This is a genomic window from Caballeronia sp. LjRoot29 (assembly GCF_964252755.1).
Classification (GTDB): domain Bacteria; phylum Pseudomonadota; class Gammaproteobacteria; order Burkholderiales; family Burkholderiaceae; genus Caballeronia.
On record NZ_CAXUPU020000025.1, the window covers coordinates 54,012 to 77,908 of the forward strand.

A 23,897-nucleotide genomic window follows, 5' to 3' on the forward strand; every position below is an offset into this window, starting at 1 on the left:
GTACCTTTTTAGGGATCGTGAAAGGAACAGGTAGTTAGCAGCAATGTTGCATGAACCTTGAAGCTTTCAATCAGGTTTCGTGCACCGCTTTTAAGCAAAACATGTGCATACTTGTGCTTTTATAGAGACTGGACCTTCCAATCCTTATAGGCACAGGAGTCACACCATGGTTAAACGGGCAGGAAAAACCGCAGAGGTCGGGCGTTCGAAGGCACATATGGTTGCCGCTACGATCGAGCAGGAAATCCTCACCGGGCGTTTGCCGTTCGGGCAGCAACTGGAAAGCGAGAACGAGCTGGTCGAGCGTTTTGCAGTGAGTCGTAACACGGTTCGCAAGGGGCTCGACCTGCTGACCAGCGGCGGTTTAATTACGCGTAAGGGTGGTATCGGTTCGTTTGTGACGTTCAACGGTCAGGCGCTTGACGGGACGCTCGGCTGGACTACCGCGATAGAAAAAGCGGGCGGTGCGCAGACCCGTTTGCTGCAGATTGCGCTGGTTGAAGACGAGCCGCTTGCGCAAGAGTTGAAGCTTGAGCGCACGACCTTTGTAGCGATTGACCGGATGCGTGTGATTGGTGTTGACGCTGAGGCGCAGTGCATTTCGCTCGAACGCAGCCGTTTGCCGTTCAACGACGACCTCGCCGCGTTGCCGCTGGAAGGGCTGGTGGGCGGCTCGTTGAACCGGACGCTGATCGAGCATGGCATGGTGCCGCATCACGGCGAGCAGTGGGCAGAAGTGGTTGGACTTGAAGCGGCCGATGCACGCCTGCTCAAGCGTCGTACGGGTACCTCATTCCTGCGTTCGCGGCGCGTCACGCGGGACCGGGATGAACGGATTATTGAATATGTCGTGAGCTTGCTGGACCCGGCTTTTTTCGCACTACACCTGGAATTCTGATGTCTTCGTCTTTGCTTTTGAATCACGCCACGTTGGCGGATCGCGCACGCGGCGCCTTCTATGGTCTCGCACTCGGCGACGCGTTCGGCATGCCGACCCAGTCGCTGAGCCGCGAGCGGATCGTCGAGCAGTTTGGACGTATCGACAAGCTGGAAGATGCGTTTCCGGATCAACCGATCGCACCGGGTCTTCGGGCCGGTTCCATCACCGATGACACGGAACAAGCGGTCCTCGTCGCGCATTTGCTGGCGGACGGCAACGGCAAGATTGAACCGATGGCGTTCGCGCATGCGTTGATCGAGTGGGAAGCGTCGATGAAGGCGCGTGGTTCGCTCGACTTGCTCGGGCCATCGACGAAACAGGCCATCGTACGCATTGCCGCCGGCGAAGATCCGCTGCGCACGGGCCGGTTCGGAACGACCAACGGCGCGGCCATGCGCGTGACGCCAGTCGGGATCGCGTTTGACTTGTGTCACCAGGAGCGGTTTATCGATGCCGTCGTGCAGTCGTGCGTGGTGACGCATAACACCACGCTCGGCATTTCGAGCGCGGCGGCCGTGGCGGCAGCGGTATCGGCCGGACTGAACGGCGCGACCCTGGCTGAAGCGCTGGAAGCGGGTATTTCGATGGCCGAGGGCGCCGAGACTCGCGGCTTCTGGGTTGCAGGCGGGCGCATTGCGCCGCGTATTCGCCATGCACGCGAGCTGATGCGCAACTGCGCCGGGCACGAGGTGGCGGACACGATCTATGACGTGATTGGTACGTCGGTGGCATCGCAGGAATCGGTCGTGGCGACCTTCGCGCTGGCCTTCGATCTGGATGCACGCGAGGGCACGATCGAAGCCGCCCTGGGGGCTGCCGCGAGCCTGGGTGGCGACACCGACACCATTGCCGCCATGCTCGGCGCGATCCTCGGCGCGTGCGCGGGTTACGACGCGCTGCCGGCCGGTCCTGTCGAGACTATTCGACGCGTGAGTTCGCTGAATCTCGAACCGCTTGTCGATCGTTTGCTTGGACTGCGCGCCGCAGCTTCCTGACGCGCTTGACGTAATTTTCGCCGCACTTTCGCTGCATTTTCCGCTGTCCCCTTTAATCTGGAGATCAGACTCAGATGGCTTCGTCACGCACGTCAAACAGCGCTCGCCGAGTCGAGACGCGTGGTATTGAACCTGTACCGGAAGCCGAATGTCACGGGCATCCGCTGCAGCTTTTCTGGGTCTGGTTCGCCGCTAACATCAGCATCCTTGGACTGCCGCTTGGCGCGACGCTGGTTGCGTTCCAGCATCTTGCGATCTGGCAGGCGGCGCTGGTCGCGGTGATCGGCGCGGCGGGATCGTTCGCGATCGTCGGCGTGATCTCGATTGCCGGACGTCGCGGACATGCACCGAGTCTCACGCTGTCGCGTGCAATCTTCGGCGTGCGCGGCAACATTGGGCCGACCATCGTCTCGCTGTTGTCGCGGCTCGGCTGGGAGACGGTCAACACGACGACCGCCGCGTACGTGTTGCTGTCGCTTGCAACCATTGTGTTCGGCACGCCTGCGGAAGCCAAGAATGCGCCGGTGCTGACGCTCGTGTTCATCGCTGTGTTCGTGGTGCTGACGTTGATCGTGTCGGGACTCGGTCACGCTACGTTGCTCGTGATCCAGAAATGGTCGACGTACGTCTTCGGCGTGCTCAACCTGTTGGTGGCAGGCTTTCTCGTGACGGCGATCGACTGGCATGCGGTTTTCAATGCGGCGCCTGCGCCGTTGAGCGCCGTCATTATCGGCATTGGCACGATTGCAGCGGGTACCGGGATTGGCTGGGCGAACGCCGGCGCCGATATGTCGCGCTATCAGGCGCCGACGGTCAAGGGTCCGGCGCTGGTGGCATCGGCTGCATTCGGCGCGGGCATTCCGTTGATTCTTCTCGTCACGCTGGGCGCGTTGCTCTCGGTGGGCAACGATCATCTTGCGTCGGCTACGGACCCTATCGCCGCGATTCGCGAAATGTTGCCTACATGGATGGCTATTCCGTATCTCATCACTGCATTCGGTGGTTTGCTTTTGTCCAATTACTTGTCCGTGTATTCGGCTGGCTTGACGACACTCACGCTTGGCCTGAAGGTGAAACGCGTGCAGGCGGTGGTGGTCGACGTTGTCGTGATCTTCACGGGCTCGATCTATTTCATGCTGGTTGCCGGTAGCTTTTATGGTCCGTTCATCGGCTTCATTTCGTTGCTGGCGGTGCCTATTACGGCGTGGGTCGGGATCTTCGTGGTGGATCTGATTCATCGCCAGGAATACTCTCCCACTGACTTGCTCGATGTCTCCCCGCGCAGCGCGTACTGGTACAAAGGCGGCATTGAATGGCGTGCGTTCAGCGCCTGGGCGTTGGCGATCGTGCTTGGTTTTTGCTTCCTTTCCACGGGTGCTATCCACGGCATATTTGCGGACTCGTGGTTTGGACGTAATGGCCTTGGATGGATCGTGACATTCGTGGTGGCCGCCGGCGTATACGCTCTACTGGGCGGGGCACGCGGCGCGACCAAAGGTTGGAAGACAGCATGACGCAAGCAGATTCAAAGCAGGCATCGCGATTGATCCATACGGGACAGGTGATTGTCGATCTGGTCATGCAGATCGATACGCTGCCCGCGCCCGGTGGCGACGTGCTCGCGCATAACGCGAGCTTCGAAGTAGGCGGCGGTTTCAACGTGATGGCTGCAGCGCGGCGCAGCGGCATGCGCGTGGCGTATCCCGGCGGTCATGGGCATGGGCGTTTCGGCGACATGGCGCGTCAGGCGTTATTGCAGGAAGGCGTGGAGATTGCGGGTCCCGAAGTCGCGGACCAGGATACCGGCTTGTGCGTTGCCATTGTTGACGCTTCCGCCGAGCGTACGTTCGTCTCGCACATGGGTGCGGAAAGCGTGCTTGAGCGGCATGTGCTTGATGCGCTTGCGGTGACCGCGCGGGACATTATTTATGTGAGTGGTTATAGCTTGATGCTCGCGGACAAGGGCGCTGTGCTTGTCGAGTGGCTTGAGCAACTGCCTGCGGACACGCGGGTGGCTTTTGATCCGGGACCGTTGGTTGATGCTATTGATTCGGCGTTGCTTGCGCGTGTGATGGCGGTCGTGTCGATCTGGACGAGTAATCGGGTGGAAGCATTGCGCTTCGCCAAGACCGATGACTTCGATGCAGCATTCGATTTGGTTATCGCGCGGTTGAGAAGCGGTGCGCTTGCTATCGTGCGGGATGGTGCTTCCGGTTGTTATCTGCGCGTGGGTGAAATGCGCGACCATGTACGGGGTTTTGCGGTAAAGGCCGTCGACAGCAATGGCGCTGGCGATGCCCACGCCGGTGTGTTTCTGGCCACGCTTGCGACTGGCGCCGATGCACGAACGGCGGCGCGGCGCGCGAACGCTGCGGCGGCGATCGCCGTGACGCGTCATGGGCCTGCAACGTCGCCGGACGCGGCGGAAATCGATGTGTTTGTTGGGTCGGTTGGTTAGGTTGGACGGAGCGGTCGGGGTTAGTGTTGGGTTGCACGGGTTCTGTGTTAGCGGTCTGGTTCATTGCCGGGTTGCTGCTTTTTAGGTCTTCGCGCGTTTTATGTTGGCTGATTTCTTTATCACTATTAGCCACTGCGCGTGGCGGCGCTTCGTTTCTTTGTCGCTTTGGACAAATGAAATGATGCGTGTAGTGGTTCAATGATTGTGGACACCTCAAACGGGGATAATTCTCCAACTGAGGTGAGAATGGGCAGACGAAACTTTCCGGATGAATTGAAGGCCGATGCGGTCCGGCTGGTGGTGGAGCAGCCATATTCTTTCGCTCGGGCCAGCGCGGCGATGGGTGTTGGCGACACAGCTTTGCGGCGCTGGGTGGCGCGATGGCACGAGCAAAAAGCGGTGCCCCCCGCGCACGGTCGACCAGATGAGCGCGGACGCGCAGCGCCTAAGGGAGTTGGAAAGCACGGGTGGCCGATCTGGAAAGGGAGCGTGAGATTCTAAAAAAATCCACGGCCTTCTTCGTGAAAGAAATGGATCGCTCATTGAAGTGATTCATTCGCTGAAGAAGGCCTGTCCGATCGTCCTCCTGTGCGCTCTCACGGGCGTGGCGCGCAGCAGCTATTACGCATTTGCGCGAGCGCGCAGCCAGCGGCAGCGTTCGCCAGACTTGCTCGATGCCGCGCGCCAGATCCACGATGAAAACCGATGCAGTTATGGCAGCCGCAGGATGTCGCTGGCATTAAGGCTCCTGGGCTATGCGGTCGGGCGTTATCTGGCTCGCAGTTTGATGAGAGAGGCCGAACTGGTGGTGCGCAAGCGGCGCACGCACAAGTATCGCAAGGCCGAGGGCGAGGCGCTTATTGCGCAGAACCTGTTGGAGCGTAAGTTCGAACCAGGCGCCATTAACCGCGTGTGGGCAGGCGATATTACGTACGTGTGGAGCAAACAACGCTGGTCTTACCTGGCTATCGTCATGGACTTGCACTCGCGGCGAATTGTAGGCTGGGCCTTTGACATCCAGGCCGACACCGAATTGGTGATTCAGGCTCTACAACACGCGTATCGCCGCCGGCAACCGGGAGCGGGTCTCATGGTTCATTCGGACCAGGGATGCAATACACGAGCGCACGCTTTGTCGATGGCCTAAAGAACGCCGGCATCGTACAAAGCATGAGGCGCAGGGGTAACTGCTGGGACAACGCCGTAGTCGAACGTTTTTTCAGGAGCTTGAAGAGCGAATGGATCGGCGAGCGGGAGTATAAAAACCATGAGGAAGCCAAAAACGATGTAAGGGAGTTCGTGGAAAAGTACTACAACTATCAACGTCTTCATTCGGCAGCCAACAACTTGCCGCCGGTGTTGTAAGAAGCTGGTTCTGTGTGAAATCCCCTTTGGGAGTGTCCACAAATACTTGACCACTACGGCGCTGCCACGCGCAGTGGCTAATAGAGCTAAAGAGATCAATCAGAATAAAAACCGCGAAGACCAAAAAGCAGCAACCCGGCATGGACTCAGACCGCTAACGCCAGAACCAACCCTTCCAGAACCCCAGGTGCGAACGAAAACTAGTTTCGCATTGACCACTATGGCAAGCGCCCGCTAAAAGAAACCACAATCCGATTAGGCTCCGTAATCGCCATCAGTCGAGACTGAAACCGCCCGCCACCGATCAAGCTCGGCTTGCATACCAGCGAGTTTCGCGTCCGCAGCATTTACCGCAATCGACCCAGCAATAAAACGCATCGGAGGCGCAGCTTCATTCGCGAGACCCACGAGTGCTTGTGCGAGTTTCACCGGGTCGCCCGGTTGCTGGCCGTTGCGTTGCTCGAAGGATGAACGCAGCCGTTCACGCCGGTCGTCGTAGTCGGCCACCGTAACCCTCCCAAAACGAAGCGATTCCGCGGTAAGGAAATCCGTACGAAAGGGACCGGGTTCCACAATCGTCACGAAGAGTCCGAACGGTGCAATCTCCTTCGCCAGTGACTCCGAGAAACCTTCAAGCGCAAACTTGCTGGCGCAATAGAGCGAAGCCACTTCCGCACCGAGGATGCCGGCAAGCGACGAGATGTTGAAGATGCGCCCGCGACGAGCCGCGCGCGTGACGGGCAACGCGGCCCACGTCACGTTAAAAACACCGAACAGGTTGGTGGCGAACTGCGCCTGCACATCTTCGATGGTGTTCTCTTCGAAGAATCCCAAGTGGCCGTATCCCGCGTTGTTGACGAGTACGTCGATACCGCCGAATCGCGACACAGCGGCTTGAACGGCCGCGTTCGCCTGCGCCGCGTCGGTCACGTCCAGCGCAATGCCAAGCAGTTGATCGCTATCCTGCCCCAGGCTCTTGACGATATCTTCCCGCTTGCGTCCCGTGGCGACCACCCGGTCACCCGCCTGAATCGCAGCCTTGGCGATAAGCGCACCAAGACCACGGCTTGCGCCCGTGATAAACCATGTTTTCTGCATCGTCGGCTCCTTTGCTGATCGAGCCTTCATGGAACCACGACGCAATGCCCGCACGATAGACCGATTCTCGCGCGTTCTTGCCTGAACGTGTAAATCGTAGTCGGGGTTTGATCCGGCCTTCTATAGATGCTGAGACGAAGCTTATTCGTCGAGTTCGCTTGTGCAACCAATCAGCCTGGATGGATCAGCAAGGAATTCTTCAATGGTGCCTTCGTCCTCGAACAGCATCTTGAGAACGCACACTTCGTCATCCGTCAGAACCGCTTCGACAAAGTCGCCGTCGCGTCCAATAGTGTCGCAGTCTTCAAGGGTCAACTCCGCGATGACAGCAGAAGACAGTTTGACGGGCCATCTCTCACTGAACGCAACAGTGACTACCTTCCGCGCTTCGTCGTAGGCTCTGATCTCGACGCTGATGTAGGACATGGTGTCGATTTCTCCAGTGAACGTACCCAGAATGGCTCGCACTGCAACCCGCCACGACGCGATACAGAACCGCGCTACGGAATCAAGTTTAGCAATACACAATCGTTTCCGTGCAATGTCTTTAAAGGAATTTAAACGCAAACGGCTAGCGCGTGAATGTGCTTTTGCAATGCCACTTTTATGCAAGCGCACGACTTAGTTTTAGTCCAAGGGAAACCGCAAGCACAAGAATGATTGCAAATCCCTTAACGCCTTCCAGGTTGGAACGCTTGATGCATGGGAAAGCGGCTAGCCTTTCCCACTTGACAGTTTTGGTACCTAACCGGAGCGCGCTCATGTCAACTGAAACGTTCGAACTTGCCACCCGCTTTTCGCATATCCGGCCACAAGACACCCCCTATGAAGATCAAGGGTTGCGCGATTTTTTTCTTTATCGTGATTTAGGCATTGTTGAGGCAACGGGCGGGAAGGTAGTCGCGCAACTCGTCAAGGCGAACAATGCACCAGAGCAAGGCACGGGTTGGCACCGACATGAGGCCGAATTCCACATTGTGATCATGCTCAAGGGCTGGGCGCGCTTCATGTACGGCGACAAGGAGACGCTGGTCGCAACCGGCGACTGCGTGCATCAGGCGCCGGGAATCGTGCATTACCTCTTCGATTATTCCGAGGACATGGAGTATCTGGAGATAGTCGGCCCCGCGAACTTCACCACCATCGACGCACAAGGACCCTGCGAGGTTCCCGCGTTTACGCCATGGAAGAGCAAGCAACCTGCGTGAAATGCATGCTAAGCCCGCGTCCTTGACAACGCTATTCAAGGCCCTTCGGATTGCACATTAACATCCATGCGCGGTGCGACAGGGCGTGCGAGCGGCGCCAAGGATTGCAAAGGCTGGGCGCGTGCATTGATCACAATCGGGCTTGGCTCGTTGTCGTGGATCATTGCGCGCACGCGCGGATAAATATGGCGTTCCCAACGCTTGCCGTTGAACACGCCATAGTGACCAACACCTGTTTGCACGTGATGCGTCTTCATGTACGGACGTAACTTATTGCACAGTTCCTGCGCGGCAAGGGTCTGGCCGATCGCGCAGATATCGTCGCGCTCGCCTTCAACGGTGAGCAGCGCGGTTCGCCGGATCAACGACGGATCAACCGTGCGCCCGCCTACTTTCAGTTCATGCAGCGGCAACGCGTGTTGCTGAAAGATGGTGTCAACGGTCTCGAGATAAAACTCGGCCGTTAAATCCATGGTCGCGAAGTATTCTTCATAGAATACGCGGATAGCCTCGGCCTTCGCGGGGTCGCCTTTAGCGCGTTGATACACCATGTCTTCGAACGCATCGAAATGACGTGCCGGATTCATCGACATGAACGCCATCAATTGCGTATGGCCCGGATAAACACGCCGGCCTGCGCCCGCAAACCCCCAGGGCACAGCGCTAATGAGGTTGTGCTCGAACCATTCGATAGGCTTGCTCTTCGCCAGCACGTTCACCGAGGTCGGATTGATGCGCGTGTCGATAGGACCGGCCATCAGCGTCATGCTGGCAGGTTGCATCGGATGATCGTCTGCGGCCATCAGGGAGACTGCGGCAAGGGTGGCCACGGTCGGCTGACAGACCGCCAGCACGTGGGTATTAGGTCCCAGCGCGACGATAAAATCGATGACATGCTGGACGTATTCATCAAAGCCGAAGCGTCCCTGCGCCAGCGAGACGTCGCGAGGGTTGATCCAGTCCGTGATGTACACGTCATGGTGAGGCAGCAACGTGCGCACCGTGCCGCGCAGGAGCGTGGCGAAGTGTCCGGACATGGGCGCGATCACCAGTACGCGCGGTTGTTTGGGCTCGCCTTGCTTCGCAAAATGCAGCAACGAACAGAACGGCGTGGCGAGCGTGATCTCTTCGGTGACAGGCACGCTCTTACCTTCCATCTCCACCGAGTCAATAGCGAATGGACGCCGGCTATGCGTGAGCGCCGACAATGCAAGCAGGTCGCAGGTGGCTCGCAAAGACCGGCCGTGAGGTGTATTGGCGAGAAAAGGCCACGCATCCAGCGCGTGATTGACGAGTGCCGCGCCGTGGCGTATTGGCAGAGTGAGATCCGCCATCGCCTGATAGCCGGAGTATGCGAATGGTTTCATCGCCTTTCGCTTGAGCGCGTATTGTCGAGTCGTCCAAATCAACGCAATAGATATGCCAACCGAATGCCAACGTGTTACGTCAACATGAGGGCGATTGAAAGTGGCACATCCCTTGCAGCATTCCTTCAGATGCACTGAACATGCTGTCTTTTGGTGCGTGTGTGCACTGCGCCGCGCACCGGGGCGCGCGTGTTTCACTTGAATCGCAGAGGAGCTACAGATGACGAACGCTACGCTCACCATCAGCAGCAAAAACTATTCGTCGTGGTCGTTACGTGGCTGGTTACTTACCAAGTTCAGCGGTCTGCCGTTCGACGAGTTCGTGATGCCCATGGACGATCCCGCCGCGCGCGCCGAACTGTTGTTGCTGTCGCCGTCCATTCTCGTTCCCTGCCTGGTTCATGACAACATCAAGGTTTGGGACACGCTTGCGATTGCGGAGTATCTGAATGAAGTGCGCCCGAAAGCCGGGTTGTTGCCTGCTGACCGGCGTACACGCGCGCATTGCCGTTCCATCTGTGGAGAGATGCATTCGGGCTTCGCTTCGCTGCGCTCGGCATTGCCCATGAATATAAAATCGCACTTCCCGAACTTCGCGATCTGGGCACGCGCGCAGACGGATATCGAGCGTATCACGGCAATCTGGCTTGAATGCCTCAAGCAATATGAGGGTCCGTATCTGTTCGGAGCGCTTAGCGCCGCCGATGCGATGTTCGCTCCGGTCGTGACGCGTTTTGTCACCTACGACGTCAAGCTCGAGCCGGAAATTGTCGCGTATGCGCAGCGCATTCTCGCACTGCCCGAAATGCAGCAATGGATAGCGGACGCGCAGCAGGAGGTCGAGGAGATCGACGAACTGGACGCGGAGTTTTGAGGTCGAGTTCGGAGGCGTGGCTTAGCTTGCCAGCTTCCTGAAAGTCTCGAGAACAGCGTCACCTTTGAATGGTTTGACGATCCAGCCCTTTACGCCGGCCGCCTTGCCTCGCTCTTTCATGGCCGGGCTGCTCTCCGTGGTCAGCATGATGATATTGACCGTGGTATTCACGAGCTCGCTGCGAATCTTTTCGACCATGGTCAGGCCGTCCATGTTGGGCATATTGACGTCGCTGATCACGAGCTTGATCCCGGGACTCGACTTCATTTTGGAGAGACCATCTTTTCCATCGATAGCGGTCTCCACGTCCAGCCCGTTCTTTCTCAAGAAACCGGCGACCTCGTCGCGCACCGTGCTGGAGTCATCGACAACAAGAATTTTTGACATGATTTTTCCTTAAGAAATCAGAACAGATCCAGTTCGCCTGCTTCAACCACCGCGCCAATATCCTTGGTGACTTCACTGAAGTCTTCAGGCGACCAGCTCAGGTTGAAGATGAAGCGCTGATGAAGTTTTACCGTGTGACCCGACTGTTCGTCGGTCAGGTTGTACATGAAACACAACTGCGGATTCGCCGTGCCGAACGAGATGTACTTCTGCTTGTGATTAACAAGCAGCGGCACTTGCACCTGACTGCGCGCAAGCGCATCAGCGTCGCCCATGTAGCGGTTCTTGAATGAACCCCAGATCAGGTTGGTGATCTCACCCAGCAGGCTGTTGAGATCGCGGAAATCGGCGGGACCGTCACACATGTCATGCCGGTCGAGCAGGTCGAGAACAGGCTGCTCCTCGGCCTGCATCATCATGTAACCACGGCACCAAGTACTCTCGAGCGGAATCAGGCTGAACACTTCGCCGAAAATGATACGGTCGCGCACGATGCACGGCGTGTCCCAGGTAATGCTGACGTTCTTGAAGAGGCTGCTCAGTATTGACTCCGTGATCTCCAATATGCCGCGCACCAGTGCGTTCGGATAATCCAGGCTGAAGATATATTCGTCGATGACCTCGCGCAACGGCGCCATGTCCGAGGCAAGGTAAGCCGCGCACAGGACCCGGCGCAGGCCATCCGGAAGATCGTCCAATGTGGCACTCGAATCGCGGCGGATGATGATCGGCAATTCGGGGCGCACGGTGTTGATCTTGATCGCGATCTCGGCGCTTTCTTCCAGCGAGCCGCCGTAGCTTTCCGAAAAGAGGATGGCGCCCAGGTCTATGTTCGATCGCAGCACGGATAGCAAGCGATTCTTGCGTACCTTCAGGCCGACCAGATTGTGTTCGTCGCAGAAGCGCTTGATTGCGTTCGCGTGCACCGGGGAGTCGTCGAGGACGAGCACTTTGCTGACCGGCTTGTTCTCGTTCATATCGTTTGTCATCGTGATCTTAAAGCTGATTAAAGCCAGATTAGAACAACTCGAGTTCGCCGCTGGTTTCTTCAACAGCCGTTATGTCGGCCACGAAATCGATGGGCGCATGGGCGCATACGCACACCGTTGCGGCAAGCTGGACCGAGCCGTTGATCGTGATTGCATAGGACGAGAGAAGGTCAGGCTTCAGTCCTTCGAGGTAGGGCAGGCAACGGGCGCTAAGCACATAGGGTGTCGACATTCCGAGATCCCGGAAGTACGGCAGCAGGTCCTGGTTCACGGCTCCGCAGCAAAGATTGCAGATCTCCAGGAGCATGTCCTGAAGCGATACGTCTCCGGTTTCCTTGGCAAAATAATCGCGTGTGTGAACGTCGTCATCGAAATGAAAAACGAGCAAAAGCCGGAACAGGATGGACGAGATGGTCAGGATGATAACGTTAGCTTCGGGCCGTGCATCGTCATGGGCTTGCGCGAGCGGGACGATCTCGCACGCATCGTCCGGATGCCGCGGCAGCCTCGAGCGTGCAGCCTTAAGCAAGATGCCTTCAATACTGGCTTGTGCGTTGCTGCTGATCATTTTGATGCTCGGTTAATGCTTGACTAGTGCTTGGTTGAGACCTAATGAAGCCGCGCCTGAAATTGATCGGCAAGCACCTCAACGCTGCTCAGGGACGCCGTGATCATCTTCCCGCCCGCCTGGATGTCCTGGAAGGTGGCGGTCGTTGTCAGGTCATTGCGGTGCAGGCTGTCCCGGTAGCTCCGCGAGAGTTCTTCCGAACGCGCGGCCAGTGCCCGTACTTCGCCGGCCACCACTGCAAATCCACGGCCGGCGTTGCCCGCACGCGCGGCCTCGATGGACGCATTGAGCGAGACGATCACCACATGCTTGACGATGGAGGACAGCTCGTGATTTTTCGCGTGCATGTCCTGGTTCTGCGTCATCAGCGAAATCATTTGCTCGTGCCACCGTTCGAACGTCGCCGCGAGGCTCTTGAGCCGCGATGCCTCAGCGGCAATCCGTCTGGCGTGGTCGAGCAAATTCTCCTTGTCTTCAACCAATGCCGCCATTGCCGCGCGATCCTCGCCGGCAATCTTCGATTGCTTTGCGAGGTCATCGTGTAGTTGAGCGATGGAAGATTCGAGTTTCTGAATCTCTTGCTGCCCCTGGTCAATCAGGGCGTTCTGCTGTGCGTTGGTTTGCGTCAGCGTGTGGATGCGGCCGTTTGTTTCCGATTGAAACCGGGCCAACGTTCGTGCGCTATGCAACTTGTGCAAGATCAGCGCGAGCATGGCGGTTGCCACGGCCCCTGCCGATGCTGCCAATAGATACTGTTCAATCACAATCATTCCTTCCAGGTTTCGATCGATGCGTTGTTGCGTGTTTGGGCGAGTGCTAGGCAGAAACTTCATCTGCTTCGCGTTACGGTCGTATACCGGCGCTTTCGACGGCGACATCGTCCGGCAGACACACAACGGTTTCGAACTGGCGGAATTCCGCACCCTCACGATCATCGGAGAAGCTCAGCTTGATGCTGCCGTTCGCGCGCTTGAGGAAGTCGCGCACGGCGTCCATGCCCACGCCGCGGCCCGACACTTCCGTGACCTGCTCGGCAGTCGAGAATCCCGGACGAAAGATGAGATCGGCGATCTCTTCGTCGCTGGTCTTCTCGTCACTGCCGACCCAACCCCGTTCAATTGCGATATTACGAATCCGCCCTAAGGCAAGGCCGCGGCCATCGTCTTTCAGCGTAATGCGAACTGCATCTTCTTCGAGTTGCACGTTGATATCGATCGTGCCGACCGGCGTCTTTCCTTGTGCTGTGCGCGCCTCAGGCGTCTCGATTCCATGGTCCATCGAATTGCGCAGCAGGTGCATGAACACGTTTTTCAACGCACCGCTGGCGTGACTGCGCAGGCGGGTATTGTTGTCGCGAATGCGGACCACGGGTGCATCCTTGCCGAGTTCCGTCGCGAGAGAAGGAAGCGAGTCAAGCACGCCCGAGAGGACCTGGCCAATACTTTCGGTTCCGAGCAGGCGCAAAGTCTGACTCACCGAGTCGCGCATCTCGATCAGGTCTTCCGGGTTGCCTACGTTCATGGCTTCGAGTTGACGCAGGCTTTCCTGGATATGCTCTATATCGATCGTCAGGTATCGCTCGGCGTTACCGCCTTGCCCCGGTCCCTTACGTCCCAAGCTAACCTCGTTGATCTCGGCGTAACTCTCGACCACTTCACGCACGCGCGCCAGTTCCTGTACCAGGCCTTCCTGATCCCAGGTCCGCTGCGCGTCGGGCTTGCGCAGTTCGTCGTAACTCTGCTCGGTCTCGTGAACAATGTCCGTCAGGTACTGCAGGCTGTAAGTGCGCGCGTTGCCCTTGATCGTGTGCATGTTGCGGAACAGCTCTGCAATAGCCGCACCGTTAGCCTGACGATGCTCGCGAATGATCCGTTCGTTCTCGCTGATAAAGCTGGTCGAGCTTTCTATGAAGTGATGGAATTTTTCCTGATTGATCGCGAGGATTTCGCCAATCATTTCCAGCCTGCGTTTTTGCTCGCTGGTTTCAGCCGCGAGTGCGCGCAGCTCGGTAACATCGCGCACGCAAAGCATCAGGCGCGCGATGGTGTCGGTTTCATCAGTGATGGCGGACCAGCTCAAGTCGAGTATCTTGATGCGGCCATCGGGCATGCGCTTCGTAGTTTCGTGTACCAGCAAGTGCTGATTGAACTCAAAGTTCATGCTGTCTTCGCCCAGACATGCGTGGCTCGCCGCATCCACTTGCGAGAGCACGTCGGAGCCAAGGTCGGTGTCGGAAAACACGAGGTCCATCAGACTGCGGCCTGCAATGTCTTTCGTTTCGAAGATTGCTTCAAGATGCGCGGAGTACTCGGCATGAACAACCGCCCCGGATACAACCGTCAAGATGCCTTGCTGCATGTTTTGCAACATGGCCTGGATGTCCGCGGTCTTCTGCTTGAGCAAGGCCGAGTTCTCCTGGATCTTTTCGATCATTCCGTTGAACGCGACAATAGAGTGACCGATCTCGTCCATCCGTCCCACGGGCACGCGACGGGTGAAGTCCTGGCTGGCGGCAATCTCGCTCATCATCGCTTGCATGCGGCTTAGCGGTCGCGTGATCTGGCGATAGAGCAGCGAACCAATCAGGCTTAGCAGCGCAATCGCGATACCCGTCACAGTCGCGATAGCGGTCGTGGTGGTCGCGAGCGTGTGGTTCAGTGCTGTAATGGCCTCGTCTTTCTCGCGGTTCTTCTCAATGCGAAGGGTCTCGACAATCCCTTCAAGTTCGTCCCGGTACTGGGCCACGTTGGCAAACAAGAACGCTTGCGCGAGCTCGTTCTTGCCCGCAGCTTTCATCTTTGCGGTGTCGTTAATGGACGAGAAATAGTTCTCGAGGCTGTCGTTAGCCTGGCTTACCAGCCCGACTTGAGCGTGGCTGTGCGCATTGCGTGCCTGGAAGGCGAGTGCTTGCTGCAAGGACGCTTTCTTGTCGTTCAATGCGGCCTGCGCTTGTGCGACCACGTTGCCATCCGGCGAATACACCAGCGTCATGGTGGCGAGTTGCACGTCCTTGACTTGCGAAACGAGGTCCGCGGAAGCCAGCGCGCTGGGCACCACTCCTTCCGTGACTTGCCTGACTTCAGAGGCGCTGCGCCGCGTTTGATAAACGGCGTAACCGCCTATCGCGGATAAAGCGACGAACATCAGGATGACCAACAACGTAATGCGATGACGGATAGTCATTCGAGTAACTCCCCGGGCTAAACTGGTGTATCAAGCCCTGACTAAGAACAGGTCGGCCCTGTGCAAATAGGCGATTCTTTAAGAGACTCGAATAGTGTTCAATTAATGTTACTAATACGTGACTGCTTAAGAGAAATAATGTCGTTTACCCGAAGCATCCTTTCTGGGCTTGGCTAGCGCGCTGTTTCTGATTTACGCAACAGAATGAAGACGAAAATGGCTCTAAAGTTTTTCGAGATTAAGCCGTTAACATCAAGGAATTAATCGATTCTCTGAGGCCGAATAAAAGGTTAAACGTTTGCGTGAACCTTTTAAACGCGCTTGGCTATGATTCAAAGGAATTGCCGCGCGAGATATTTTTTGCCGGGCGGGTAGCGCTTAACAGGCGCTTTACTGAATCAGGCTCTTTACCCAATTGCTTCGACCCGAACCGGAAGGCTGAGCGCCTCAGGTAAGAGGCGGCCAAAGGCGCAACACTGGGGCAGGCAGGGTGCCACCGCCCCTCAAACCTAGCCCGTCAATTCTCGCGCGATTTCACAACAATGTTGTACGCGTTGTACAGGATGACCAAATCCTTAAGATGGCTAACCATATTGCTCGACTAACGCATTCCATAGCGCGAGGACTTCGAGCATGCCGGGATCCTGATCGTTGGTCCATACGGCTGTCTGAACCAGCACCAGCTTGGAGCGCGGGTCGACAATAATTCTTTGTCCGTCCATACCCGCCAACGCGAACACGCGGCGATCGCCCGGCAGGATCCACACTTGATAACCATAGCCCATGTACGTTTTTGCGTGCCCGGGCGCGAGAAAACTCGTGGGCGAGCTGACCGTGGTCGCATCGAGCAGCCATTGGCGCGGGACGACTTGCTGGCCGTTCCACATTCCATCGTGCGCCATCATCAAGCCAAGGCGAGTCCAGTCACGCAGCGTTGCACTGACACAGCAATACGTAATGTCTTGCCCGGTCGGGTCTTTCCCCCAGGAGGCGTTGGACTCCATGCCCATCTTCTGCCAGATGCGCTCGCTTGCATATTGCGCTACCGACATATGAACAGCGTGGCTAAGAACGAGGCCGAGGACTTCGGTTTCAGCGCTTGCGTAGTTGAAGTGAGTGCCCGGCTCGCGCTCGCGCACGTTGAATCGCTTCACGCCCGCAATTGCGCCAACCCCCTTGGGATTCAACAAGTCCCGGCCAAGCTTGTCGCGGTCGTCGCCGGGCATGCCATCTTCGTGATACGCGACGCCGGAGGACATGTGCAACAGGTCGCGAATCGGCGTCTCGCCGTAAGCGGTGTTGGCCAGTTCGGGAACATAGGCGTCTGCGTGGTCGTCGATGGAACGGATAGCGCCTTCGAACACAGCAATGCCGACCAGCATGCCTACGATGGTCTTGGCCATGGACTGCGACATGAATGGGTCATTGTCCTTTCGGCCGTATCGATAATGCTCGTAGAGAATCGTATCGTCGCGGGCAATCAGCAAGGCGGTGACCGGGTTCCGGTCGAGATAGCTGCCTATTGTCCTGATGTGGCTGTCGTAGGGGTAGCTGAGCGGAAGTTCGCTATCGGCGCGCTTTAGCGGCGACGTCGGACCGGTTCCCTTTGCTATCTTGTCCACAGGTCTCACGTTGGCGAAGTGCGTGTAGTAACCCACGAACTCTTTTTGTGTCCGGGCCTTTCCGGGCACGGGCAGCGGATAGTTTTCCTGTGCGCCATAGGCGTCGGCGGCATATCCGGTGGCCGAAAAAACAGGGCCCGCCTGTGCGTGGGCATTGCACGCCGCAAGCAATAGAAGAAGGGGAATGACCGGCTCTACCCATTTGCGCACAGTCCTGCTCCTTGTTGTCTTGCGAGTCGTGTGACGAGACTTGCGAATAGATTTCCACCGCTAATCGCATTGCTCACAAGCGCTACGTCCAAGTAGCGATTTCAATTAAACGATTCACACACGGAAAGCGTTGACGTCTCGTGACGCGGCGTGATTTTCTTTCAACCCGATTGCTTTAACGGAGGATAGGCCGCACGTCGCCTACCCCCCGAACGCCGTGCAAGTCACGCAGACAACAAGACGACACGACGCTTAGATGCAACGCATCGACCCAAGGGTAGTCTTGACCGCCTCGTCCCAAGGCGTATGCGGTTCCTCTCCCAGCGTTGCCAGTAACGAAGCATTCTCCATGCGTATGGGCTCCTTCCACAAATAGCGCATCTCCCGCAGCTCGCGAAACGTCTCTGAGAACAGCGACATCACTGGAAGCACCCACCAGGGAAAAGCACGTACCTTCACGTCAGGCTCGCCGACCGAGCGTTTGATCGCACCGACCATTTGCGTGCCGTCGGCGTCCCAATGACCCCGCATATGAAAGGTCGCGAAAACAGGCAACTGAATTTCCTTTTCGACTAACCGCACCATGGTTTGCGCGACATCCGGCACATAGGCCCACTGATGTCCGATACCGGTCTTCCCTGGATAGGACATCGAGCGAACCGGTTTGCCGGGTTTAACGATACCTGCTGAGAGCCAGCTATTGCCGGTGCTGCCGGGGCCGAAAAAATCGCCAGCCCGCACGACAAGACTGCGCACGCCGTCGGAGCTTGCCGCCTGGAGGCGGCGCTCCAGTTCGACACGAATTGCACCCTTATGCGTGAGTGGTTCTTGAGACGACGATTCGCGCAATACAGGGAATGCGTTCGGGCCATAGTTATAGACCGTGCCCGGCAACACGATCCGCGCGCCGGAAGCACGCGCCGCGGCAATGGTGTTGTCGATCATAGGAAGTACTAATGCGGCCCAGTTGCGATATCCTGGCGGATTGACCGCGTGGACAATGATCTGCACGCCGTCTGCGGCTGCAATCACATCCTGTCGACTCATTGCGTCGCCCTTGACCCATTCGAACCGGTCATCGCGATTAGTCAGCGCGGCGGGGTCGCGATGCAACGCCCGGACCTTCCAGCCACGCGCAGCAAGTTGCCGTGCCACTTCGCCACCAATGCCGCCGGTAGCCCCTAAAACCAACGCCATGCGAGTGTCTTTCATCTTTGCCTCCTGAAGTAATGGTGATTATTCTTGCGCAGACGGCGGTTAAATGAAATTATCGATACCAATAGAGCTGATATACATTTTTGTATGACTGATACGGAGCCTAGCTGGGATCTTTACCGGACTTTCCTGGGCGTGATGCGCGAGGGTTCGCTTTCGGGCGCGGCGCGTGCGCTAGGACTGACGCAGCCTACGGTCGGGCGTCATGTGGATGCGCTCGAACTGGCCATGGGCTATGCGCTTTTTGTCCGCACGCAACAGGGCCTTAGCCCCACGCAGGAAGCGCTGACGCTCAAGCCGTTTGCCGAGGCGCTGGAATCGAATAGTGCTGCACTGTTGCGGGCTGCATCGAGTCAGGGCGTGAAAGTCGGGGGCACCATCCGTATTACCGCCAGCGACGTCATTAGCGTGGAGGTGCTGCCGCCTATCATCACCGCGCTGCACGCTGCTTACCCCGAACTCATCATTGAACTGATGCCGTCTAACCGGATGGAAGACCTGCTGCAGCGCGAAGCCGACATCGCGGTACGAATGCAGAGGCCAAGCCAGGGAGTATTGATTGCGCGCCGGATTGGCGATGTCGAGCTTGGGCTTTACGCGCACAAGCGTTATCTGAAACGTCGCGGCAAGCCGGCGAATATCGACGAGCTGGCTAACCATGCGCTCATAGGCTTCGACAAGGAAACCGCTTTTATCCGCAGCGTGAAAGGCAAGCTGTCCGAACTGCGCCGGGAGTCGATGGCATTGCGCACTGACAGTGACCTCGCTTCGCTTGCGATGTTGCGTGCCGGTTTTGGTATTGGAATGTGCCAAATCGGGCTTGCTGACCCCAACCGTGATTTGATCCGTCTCTTCCCCGAGAAGATTTCGCTTCGACTGGATACCTGGCTAGCCATGCACGAAGACCTGCGCGACAACCCAAGTTGTAAGGTCGCGTTTGCAGCCCTCGCTGAAGGGCTGGATCGATACGTTCACGGAGCGTAGGGAAGAGCCACCCTGGATCAGAGCCCTTTCAGCGAGGGGAAAATGGCGGCGATCCACGCGTAGACCAGGACGTCGACTTGCAGGTAGATCGCGATCGCCGTGAGCATGACGAGCACGCCGAATACTTGCTGCAAGCGTTCGGCGTGACGTGCCACTATCCGGACGCGCTGGGTCATGTAATGACCGCCATAGATGATTGCCAGCATGGGTATGGCAGCCCCGATAGCGTACAGGGTGAGCAGCAGCGCCGACCAGCCCAGGTCCTGAGCCTTGACCACCAGCACCAGGATGGATGCCAGTACGGGCCCGGCACAGGGCGTCCACACCGCCCCCAGCGACATGCCGAGCACGAAGCCGCCCGCGTTGCCGCTGCCGGGTTGCGTCCCGGTTTGAACCCCAGGCAAGAACGCGGCACTCATGCGTTGCAATGGCGGTTGCAGACGCGCCACCAGCCAGTCATACGGACGTGGCCACACGCGCAGCAGTCCAGAGAGCGCCAGCAACGCGATGCCGGTATTGCGCAACACTTGCTGGGCCACGTGCACTGTGCTGGACACCGCGCCGAGCAGCATCGCGAAGGAGGCGAACGTCAGGATAAAACCCGCGACGATGAACAAGGGGCGGACGCGGCTTGGCCGCTCGACCGAGGTGCCGAGCAGGATCGGCATTGCCGGCAGGATGCAAGGCGATGCAATGGTGAGCAAGCCTGCGAGCAAGGCGAGCGGTGTTTCAATGGTGTTGTGCACGATCAGCGTTCCGTTGGCTGGTATGACCGTATTGGAACGCCCGGGCGTATCTGGCTTGTGTCGACGGCAAGCGCCGGTGCAACGTTGTGTGTCAGGGAATGCTGCGGATACACAGCGACACAAATCTCCGCGCACGCCAGGGTGGCAAGCTGGAGTTGTCCATCGTGGAGAATCAGAAAAGTGTTGATTTGCAGCCTGGGTTGGCCAGGAAAAGGCCACTCGCTCCGTTTCCGGAATGACGCAGTGCGCGCGGCCCGAGAAACGTTCTGGATATGTTCAGCTAATCGTTTAACGCGAGTCTCTGAAAATCCGTCCAACGAGCCAGGAAAAATCGGGCGGCGGCGTGGTCTTGATCACGCGGCACATCTCGGCGACTGGACCTGGATCGCCACGGTTTGCGAACTCGATTGCCTCGGCGAGCGAGACGGTGCCCTCTAATGCCCGGCCTTCGTTATTTTCTACTGTGAAGCGAATTGCCAATGCGTTGCCAAGATCCCTTTCGACTTTACGATCGCGACAATTTTTGCGTCCATTCGCGCCTCCGATCAATCCTATAAGATAAGGAGCGCCGGTTCTGACGGCTATTGGAATTCACGTCGAATAACGGCGGATTGCGGACAGCGCAAAAAATCGATTGTCCGCATTGAGCGTGGCGCCGTCCTTGCAACCGGCTAGTCGCAGAGTTTCCAAGTTGCACTTACGCTGCTTCATGACCCAATGAGGGCGCTCCGTGCCGGCAAATTACAACACGGAGCAACATGGCCGACAAAGGTCTTATTCAGGCAGTGGACTAAACGATCCTGGCTCGTGGAACGGACATCCGTTATGACTCTGGCGGAACTCGGAAGACATCTCATACGCGGGCTTTCGGGTCCGGTTCACTCCGCCAAGCGGGCGATGGGCGCTTAGCCCATGCCACGGACTGAATGCCATTCCATCGTCTACCGCAGTTGATCTGGCATCGGACCATGCCGGCTGCGAATTCACGACGATTCGCGCAACTGCAACGTAAGGGCTTTCATCTTCGGGCCACTTTTTTGCCGCGTCCTCAATGGGCATCTTCTTAATGTCGGTTGCGAGTTGAACGCGCAACTCCCATTCACCGCCGCTTGATGAAAAGAATTCCTTCACCGACTCGCGCAGACCGTCGGGTCTGTCTTTAAGATCGACCGGCGCATCGGCCAAGGCGGTCAAACCGGGAGACACGGGAGCAATGCTAAGTTTCGCGAAATAGTCGTCGTAGAGGAGAGGGACGACGCTGTAATAAGTCTCCCCAAGGATGTTGGTTTCGGGGTGGCCGCCCAGGCTCTTGATGGTTCCGCTTTCACCGCCCAAGCTTTCTACCGCGGCTTCAACACCACGCATGACCGCAGATAAGGCTTGTTTCATGCCCGGGCCCTTGTCGGTCGTCCTTGCCAGCAGCTTCAGCGTCTTTAGAAATTGTTTCGGGGTCGACGCCGTAAATGCCGGAGCATTCTGCATGACAAAGTCTTGCGTCGTAGCGGATTCGCCTCCTGGCAGGCGATGACCTTTCGCTCCCGTGACCTTGATTGCGAGACCGCGCGGCGTCGATACGCTGTCTGCAAGCAAGTCACCGGGATTGGTCGAAAATCGCAATACGACGGGATAATTACCGGGCGTGGCGAAGAGTCCCTGGGCTAATTCCGCCGGAAGTCCGGCATTCACATGCAATTCGCCTTGCAGCAAGGCGTGGCTTTTAGCATGCACGCTGCGGTCCGCATGGCCGTAGTCGTGCGAAGTCGTATCGAGAATACTGCGCAATGTCTCTATCAATTCACGCGTCGTTTCAGCCTCGTCTTCAGGGACTTGCTCGAACGTTGAGTCGTAGGGTAAGGGCTTTATGGCTTGCAAACTTGACATGGATAAGCTCCGCTATGTGGGGACGAATGTGTCCTGAAGGCGAGTTGTTGTTTCATCGTCCGTGCAAGGGATGTTCCCGCAGTCGGTCAAGCCGATGGGTGGCGGCGGAGTGAGGGGGTGAGTGAGCGTGCTTCGCGTATGAGGCCGGCGCAAGAAAGAGTCGCCACGCCGCGTAGCGCCGCCGCCTGGCAACATTTCATCCGGCAATAAATCGTATGACGAGAATTTTTCCGCGCTGCACGTCTCTAAGCGACACCAAGCGGAATATGGAAATGGACTACGCATCGATTCAACCCGCGTTGACCACCCTGTTGCGCAACCGGCCGCTCGGCACCACTGCCGACCTTAATGAGCAGACGGTTGCATACTGGGACGGCTACGAGATAAGGGGCATTCATTTACGGCACGACGAGAGCGATAACAGCGACCGGCTCGACGGAGATTTCGACCTCGATGAACGCACGCTTAATCATCTGCACGCGGATCTGGTCGCGTGGATGGCCGCGCCTCGTTATACGGTACGCGCGGAGCTTGCGGCCTCGCTGAAGGGCGTTCCCCCGTTCAAAGCGGGCGCTTGACCGCTTGGTTCTGGCGTCTCTGAAAATCACGTCTGGTGAGTTCGCAGATGGAACAGAAGTTAGACACGCTCGTGATAGGCGCCGGGCCCGCAGGCCTCGCGGTGGCTGCGTGTCTAAAGAAGCGCGGAGCGTCCTGCACGATTGTGGAGCGCGCGGGCAGCGTCGGGTCGAGCTGGCGTCATCACTATGACCGGTTGCACCTTCACTCCGACCGGGACCGTTCTACCCTGCCTTATTTTCCGTTTCCCGCTGGAACGCCGCGTTATCCATCGCGCAAACAAGTGGTCGAGTATCTCGAACTGTATGCGCGGCATTTCGAGCTGGCACCGCACTTCAACGAGGAGGTCAGGACGGTTCGTCCACGCAATCCCGGATTGACGGTAACCACGACGGCCGGCGTCTATCAATCGCGGCAAGTGGTCGTGGCCACCGGCTGCAACGCGGTTCCATACGTACCGCGGTGGCGCGGCCAGGAGCGCTTCCGCGGCCGCATCCTGCATGGCAGCGAGTACCGCAATGGCGAGTCATTCCAAGGCCAGAGCGTTCTGGTCGTCGGCTTCGGCAACAGCGGCGGAGAGATTGCCATCGATCTCCATGAACACGGTGCGCAAGTGGCAATGGCAGTTCGCGGACCGGTCAACATCATCCCGCGCGAGATCTTCGGTGTGCCCGTACTCGCTGTCTCTATCGCGTTGAGCCGCCTTCCCGCGCGACTCGCTGATGCGCTCGCTGCGCCACTCGTGCGGCTCATTATCGGAGACATTACCAAGCTCGGTTTCCGCAAACTCTCGATGGGTCCTTTCACGCAAATCAAGACGAAGACGCGTATTCCGCTCATCGATATCGGTACCGTCAAACTGGTTCGCGAGGGGCACATTCAGGTGCTTGGAGACATCCGCGAGATGAGCGAGACCGAGATCACGTTTGACGATGGGCATTCGCGGGACTTCGACGCAATTATTGCCGCGACAGGGTTTCGTCCGGGAAGCGATTTTCTCTTGGCGCCGCAGAGCGAACTGACCGGCGGGGAGACAAAATCCGGGCTGCATTACTGCGGGTTTGTCGTCTCACCGACCGGCATGTTGCGCGAAATCGGAATCGAGGCGCAACGGGTTGCAGACGAAATCACACGCATGTAGGAACGGTGGGCGCCCGGAGGGCCTGCGTGGCTCGCGGCATTCGTCAATCGAGACAACCAAAACCAACAATCCCGCCACTGCGCTCTATCG

At 57.8% G+C, this 23,897-nt stretch carries 22 protein-coding genes and 1 pseudogene; 10 read left to right on the forward strand and 13 right to left on the reverse strand.

What is annotated here, in order from left to right; genetic code table 11:
• The first annotated feature begins 166 nt into the window (after nucleotides 1–166).
• From ACSQ83_RS24090 to ACSQ83_RS24110, 5 genes and pseudogenes are all read left to right on the forward strand, one after another.
• Nucleotides 167–898, forward strand: a complete 732-nt coding sequence (locus ACSQ83_RS24090) for a GntR family transcriptional regulator (protein WP_414954883.1) — start codon at nucleotides 167–169, stop codon at nucleotides 896–898.
• Nucleotides 898–1,935: an ADP-ribosylglycohydrolase family protein gene (locus ACSQ83_RS24095; protein ID WP_414954882.1), complete on the forward strand. Its 1,038-nt coding sequence runs from the start codon at nucleotides 898–900 to the stop codon at nucleotides 1,933–1,935. Before ACSQ83_RS24090 ends, ACSQ83_RS24095 begins: the two co-directional genes overlap by 1 nt.
• A 74-nt stretch (nucleotides 1,936–2,009) precedes the next feature.
• Nucleotides 2,010–3,449 (forward strand): purine-cytosine permease family protein, encoded by a 1,440-nt coding sequence (locus ACSQ83_RS24100; protein ID WP_414954881.1) that lies wholly within the window; start codon nucleotides 2,010–2,012, stop codon nucleotides 3,447–3,449.
• Complete coding sequence (locus ACSQ83_RS24105) at nucleotides 3,446–4,393, forward strand: PfkB family carbohydrate kinase (RefSeq protein WP_436229866.1); 948 nt, start codon at nucleotides 3,446–3,448, stop codon at nucleotides 4,391–4,393. Before ACSQ83_RS24100 ends, ACSQ83_RS24105 begins: the two co-directional genes overlap by 4 nt.
• A gap of 246 nt (nucleotides 4,394–4,639) precedes the next feature.
• Nucleotides 4,640–5,758: pseudogene (locus ACSQ83_RS24110) on the forward strand (IS3 family transposase).
• A 255-nt stretch (nucleotides 5,759–6,013) separates the two neighbouring features.
• On the opposite strand, the gene ACSQ83_RS24115 reads toward ACSQ83_RS24110, so the two are convergent.
• Together ACSQ83_RS24115 and ACSQ83_RS24120 are read right to left on the reverse strand one after the other, a co-directional pair.
• Nucleotides 6,014–6,856, reverse strand: coding sequence for an oxidoreductase (locus ACSQ83_RS24115; protein ID WP_436229867.1), 843 nt, complete (start codon nucleotides 6,854–6,856; stop codon nucleotides 6,014–6,016).
• 141 nt (nucleotides 6,857–6,997) lie between these two features.
• Nucleotides 6,998–7,282: a hypothetical protein gene (locus tag ACSQ83_RS24120; protein WP_414954878.1), complete on the reverse strand. Its 285-nt coding sequence runs from the start codon at nucleotides 7,280–7,282 to the stop codon at nucleotides 6,998–7,000.
• Between the two features lie 335 nt (nucleotides 7,283–7,617).
• On the opposite strand from ACSQ83_RS24120, the gene ACSQ83_RS24125 reads away from it, so the two are divergent.
• A complete protein-coding gene (locus ACSQ83_RS24125) occupies nucleotides 7,618–8,064 on the forward strand; it encodes a cupin domain-containing protein (RefSeq protein WP_414954877.1) in 447 nt (148 codons plus the stop codon).
• A 35-nt stretch (nucleotides 8,065–8,099) separates the two neighbouring features.
• Here ACSQ83_RS24125 and ACSQ83_RS24130 read toward each other — a convergent pair whose 3' ends face one another.
• On the reverse strand, nucleotides 8,100–9,431 hold the full coding sequence (locus ACSQ83_RS24130) for a polyhydroxyalkanoate depolymerase (protein ID WP_414954876.1): 1,332 nt from the start codon (nucleotides 9,429–9,431) through the stop codon (nucleotides 8,100–8,102).
• Nucleotides 9,432–9,651: 220 nt separating this feature from the next.
• On the opposite strand from ACSQ83_RS24130, the gene ACSQ83_RS24135 reads away from it, so the two are divergent.
• Complete coding sequence (locus ACSQ83_RS24135; protein ID WP_436229868.1) at nucleotides 9,652–10,305, forward strand: glutathione S-transferase family protein; 654 nt, start codon at nucleotides 9,652–9,654, stop codon at nucleotides 10,303–10,305.
• Nucleotides 10,306–10,326: 21 nt separating this feature from the next.
• Here the strand turns inward: ACSQ83_RS24135 and ACSQ83_RS24140 are convergent, their stop codons facing one another.
• The 7 genes from ACSQ83_RS24140 to ACSQ83_RS24170 all read right to left on the reverse strand — a co-directional run bounded on the left by ACSQ83_RS24140 (nucleotide 10,327) and on the right by ACSQ83_RS24170 (nucleotide 18,476).
• Nucleotides 10,327–10,692, reverse strand: a complete 366-nt coding sequence (locus ACSQ83_RS24140) for a response regulator (RefSeq protein WP_436229869.1) — start codon at nucleotides 10,690–10,692, stop codon at nucleotides 10,327–10,329.
• A gap of 17 nt (nucleotides 10,693–10,709) precedes the next feature.
• Complete coding sequence (locus tag ACSQ83_RS24145) at nucleotides 10,710–11,669, reverse strand: chemotaxis protein CheX (RefSeq protein WP_436229899.1); 960 nt, start codon at nucleotides 11,667–11,669, stop codon at nucleotides 10,710–10,712.
• Between the two features lie 40 nt (nucleotides 11,670–11,709).
• Nucleotides 11,710–12,249 (reverse strand): hypothetical protein, encoded by a 540-nt coding sequence (locus ACSQ83_RS24150; RefSeq protein WP_414954873.1) that lies wholly within the window; start codon nucleotides 12,247–12,249, stop codon nucleotides 11,710–11,712.
• 41 nt (nucleotides 12,250–12,290) lie between these two features.
• Nucleotides 12,291–13,013 carry a methyl-accepting chemotaxis protein gene (locus ACSQ83_RS24155; RefSeq protein WP_436229900.1) on the reverse strand — a complete coding sequence of 241 codons (723 nt, stop codon included), beginning with the start codon at nucleotides 13,011–13,013 and terminating at the stop codon, nucleotides 12,291–12,293.
• A gap of 79 nt (nucleotides 13,014–13,092) precedes the next feature.
• Nucleotides 13,093–15,432, reverse strand: coding sequence for an ATP-binding protein (locus tag ACSQ83_RS24160; RefSeq protein ID WP_436229870.1), 2,340 nt, complete (start codon nucleotides 15,430–15,432; stop codon nucleotides 13,093–13,095).
• 584 nt (nucleotides 15,433–16,016) lie between these two features.
• Nucleotides 16,017–17,264 carry a serine hydrolase domain-containing protein gene (locus tag ACSQ83_RS24165; RefSeq protein WP_436229871.1) on the reverse strand — a complete coding sequence of 416 codons (1,248 nt, stop codon included), beginning with the start codon at nucleotides 17,262–17,264 and terminating at the stop codon, nucleotides 16,017–16,019.
• Between the two features lie 252 nt (nucleotides 17,265–17,516).
• Nucleotides 17,517–18,476 carry an SDR family oxidoreductase gene (locus ACSQ83_RS24170; protein ID WP_436229872.1) on the reverse strand — a complete coding sequence of 320 codons (960 nt, stop codon included), beginning with the start codon at nucleotides 18,474–18,476 and terminating at the stop codon, nucleotides 17,517–17,519.
• Between the two features lie 90 nt (nucleotides 18,477–18,566).
• Here ACSQ83_RS24170 and ACSQ83_RS24175 point away from each other — a divergent pair, with 90 nt between their 5' ends.
• Nucleotides 18,567–19,463 carry a LysR family transcriptional regulator gene (locus ACSQ83_RS24175; protein ID WP_436229873.1) on the forward strand — a complete coding sequence of 299 codons (897 nt, stop codon included), beginning with the start codon at nucleotides 18,567–18,569 and terminating at the stop codon, nucleotides 19,461–19,463.
• Between the two features lie 17 nt (nucleotides 19,464–19,480).
• Here ACSQ83_RS24175 and ACSQ83_RS24180 read toward each other — a convergent pair whose 3' ends face one another.
• From ACSQ83_RS24180 to ACSQ83_RS24190, 3 genes are all read right to left on the reverse strand, one after another.
• Nucleotides 19,481–20,209: a cytochrome c biogenesis CcdA family protein gene (locus ACSQ83_RS24180; protein ID WP_436229874.1), complete on the reverse strand. Its 729-nt coding sequence runs from the start codon at nucleotides 20,207–20,209 to the stop codon at nucleotides 19,481–19,483.
• A 288-nt stretch (nucleotides 20,210–20,497) separates the two neighbouring features.
• Nucleotides 20,498–20,689, reverse strand: a complete 192-nt coding sequence (locus ACSQ83_RS24185) for a hypothetical protein (protein ID WP_436229875.1) — start codon at nucleotides 20,687–20,689, stop codon at nucleotides 20,498–20,500.
• 294 nt (nucleotides 20,690–20,983) lie between these two features.
• Entirely contained in the window at nucleotides 20,984–22,090 is a 1,107-nt protein-coding gene (locus ACSQ83_RS24190) for a catalase family protein (protein ID WP_436229876.1), read from the reverse strand.
• 272 nt (nucleotides 22,091–22,362) lie between these two features.
• Here ACSQ83_RS24190 and ACSQ83_RS24195 point away from each other — a divergent pair, with 272 nt between their 5' ends.
• Both ACSQ83_RS24195 and ACSQ83_RS24200 read left to right on the forward strand, forming a co-directional pair.
• Nucleotides 22,363–22,668: a hypothetical protein gene (locus ACSQ83_RS24195; protein ID WP_414954865.1), complete on the forward strand. Its 306-nt coding sequence runs from the start codon at nucleotides 22,363–22,365 to the stop codon at nucleotides 22,666–22,668.
• A 47-nt stretch (nucleotides 22,669–22,715) separates the two neighbouring features.
• Nucleotides 22,716–23,807 (forward strand): flavin-containing monooxygenase, encoded by a 1,092-nt coding sequence (locus tag ACSQ83_RS24200; RefSeq protein WP_436229877.1) that lies wholly within the window; start codon nucleotides 22,716–22,718, stop codon nucleotides 23,805–23,807.
• The last annotated feature ends 90 nt before the right edge of the window (nucleotides 23,808–23,897 follow it).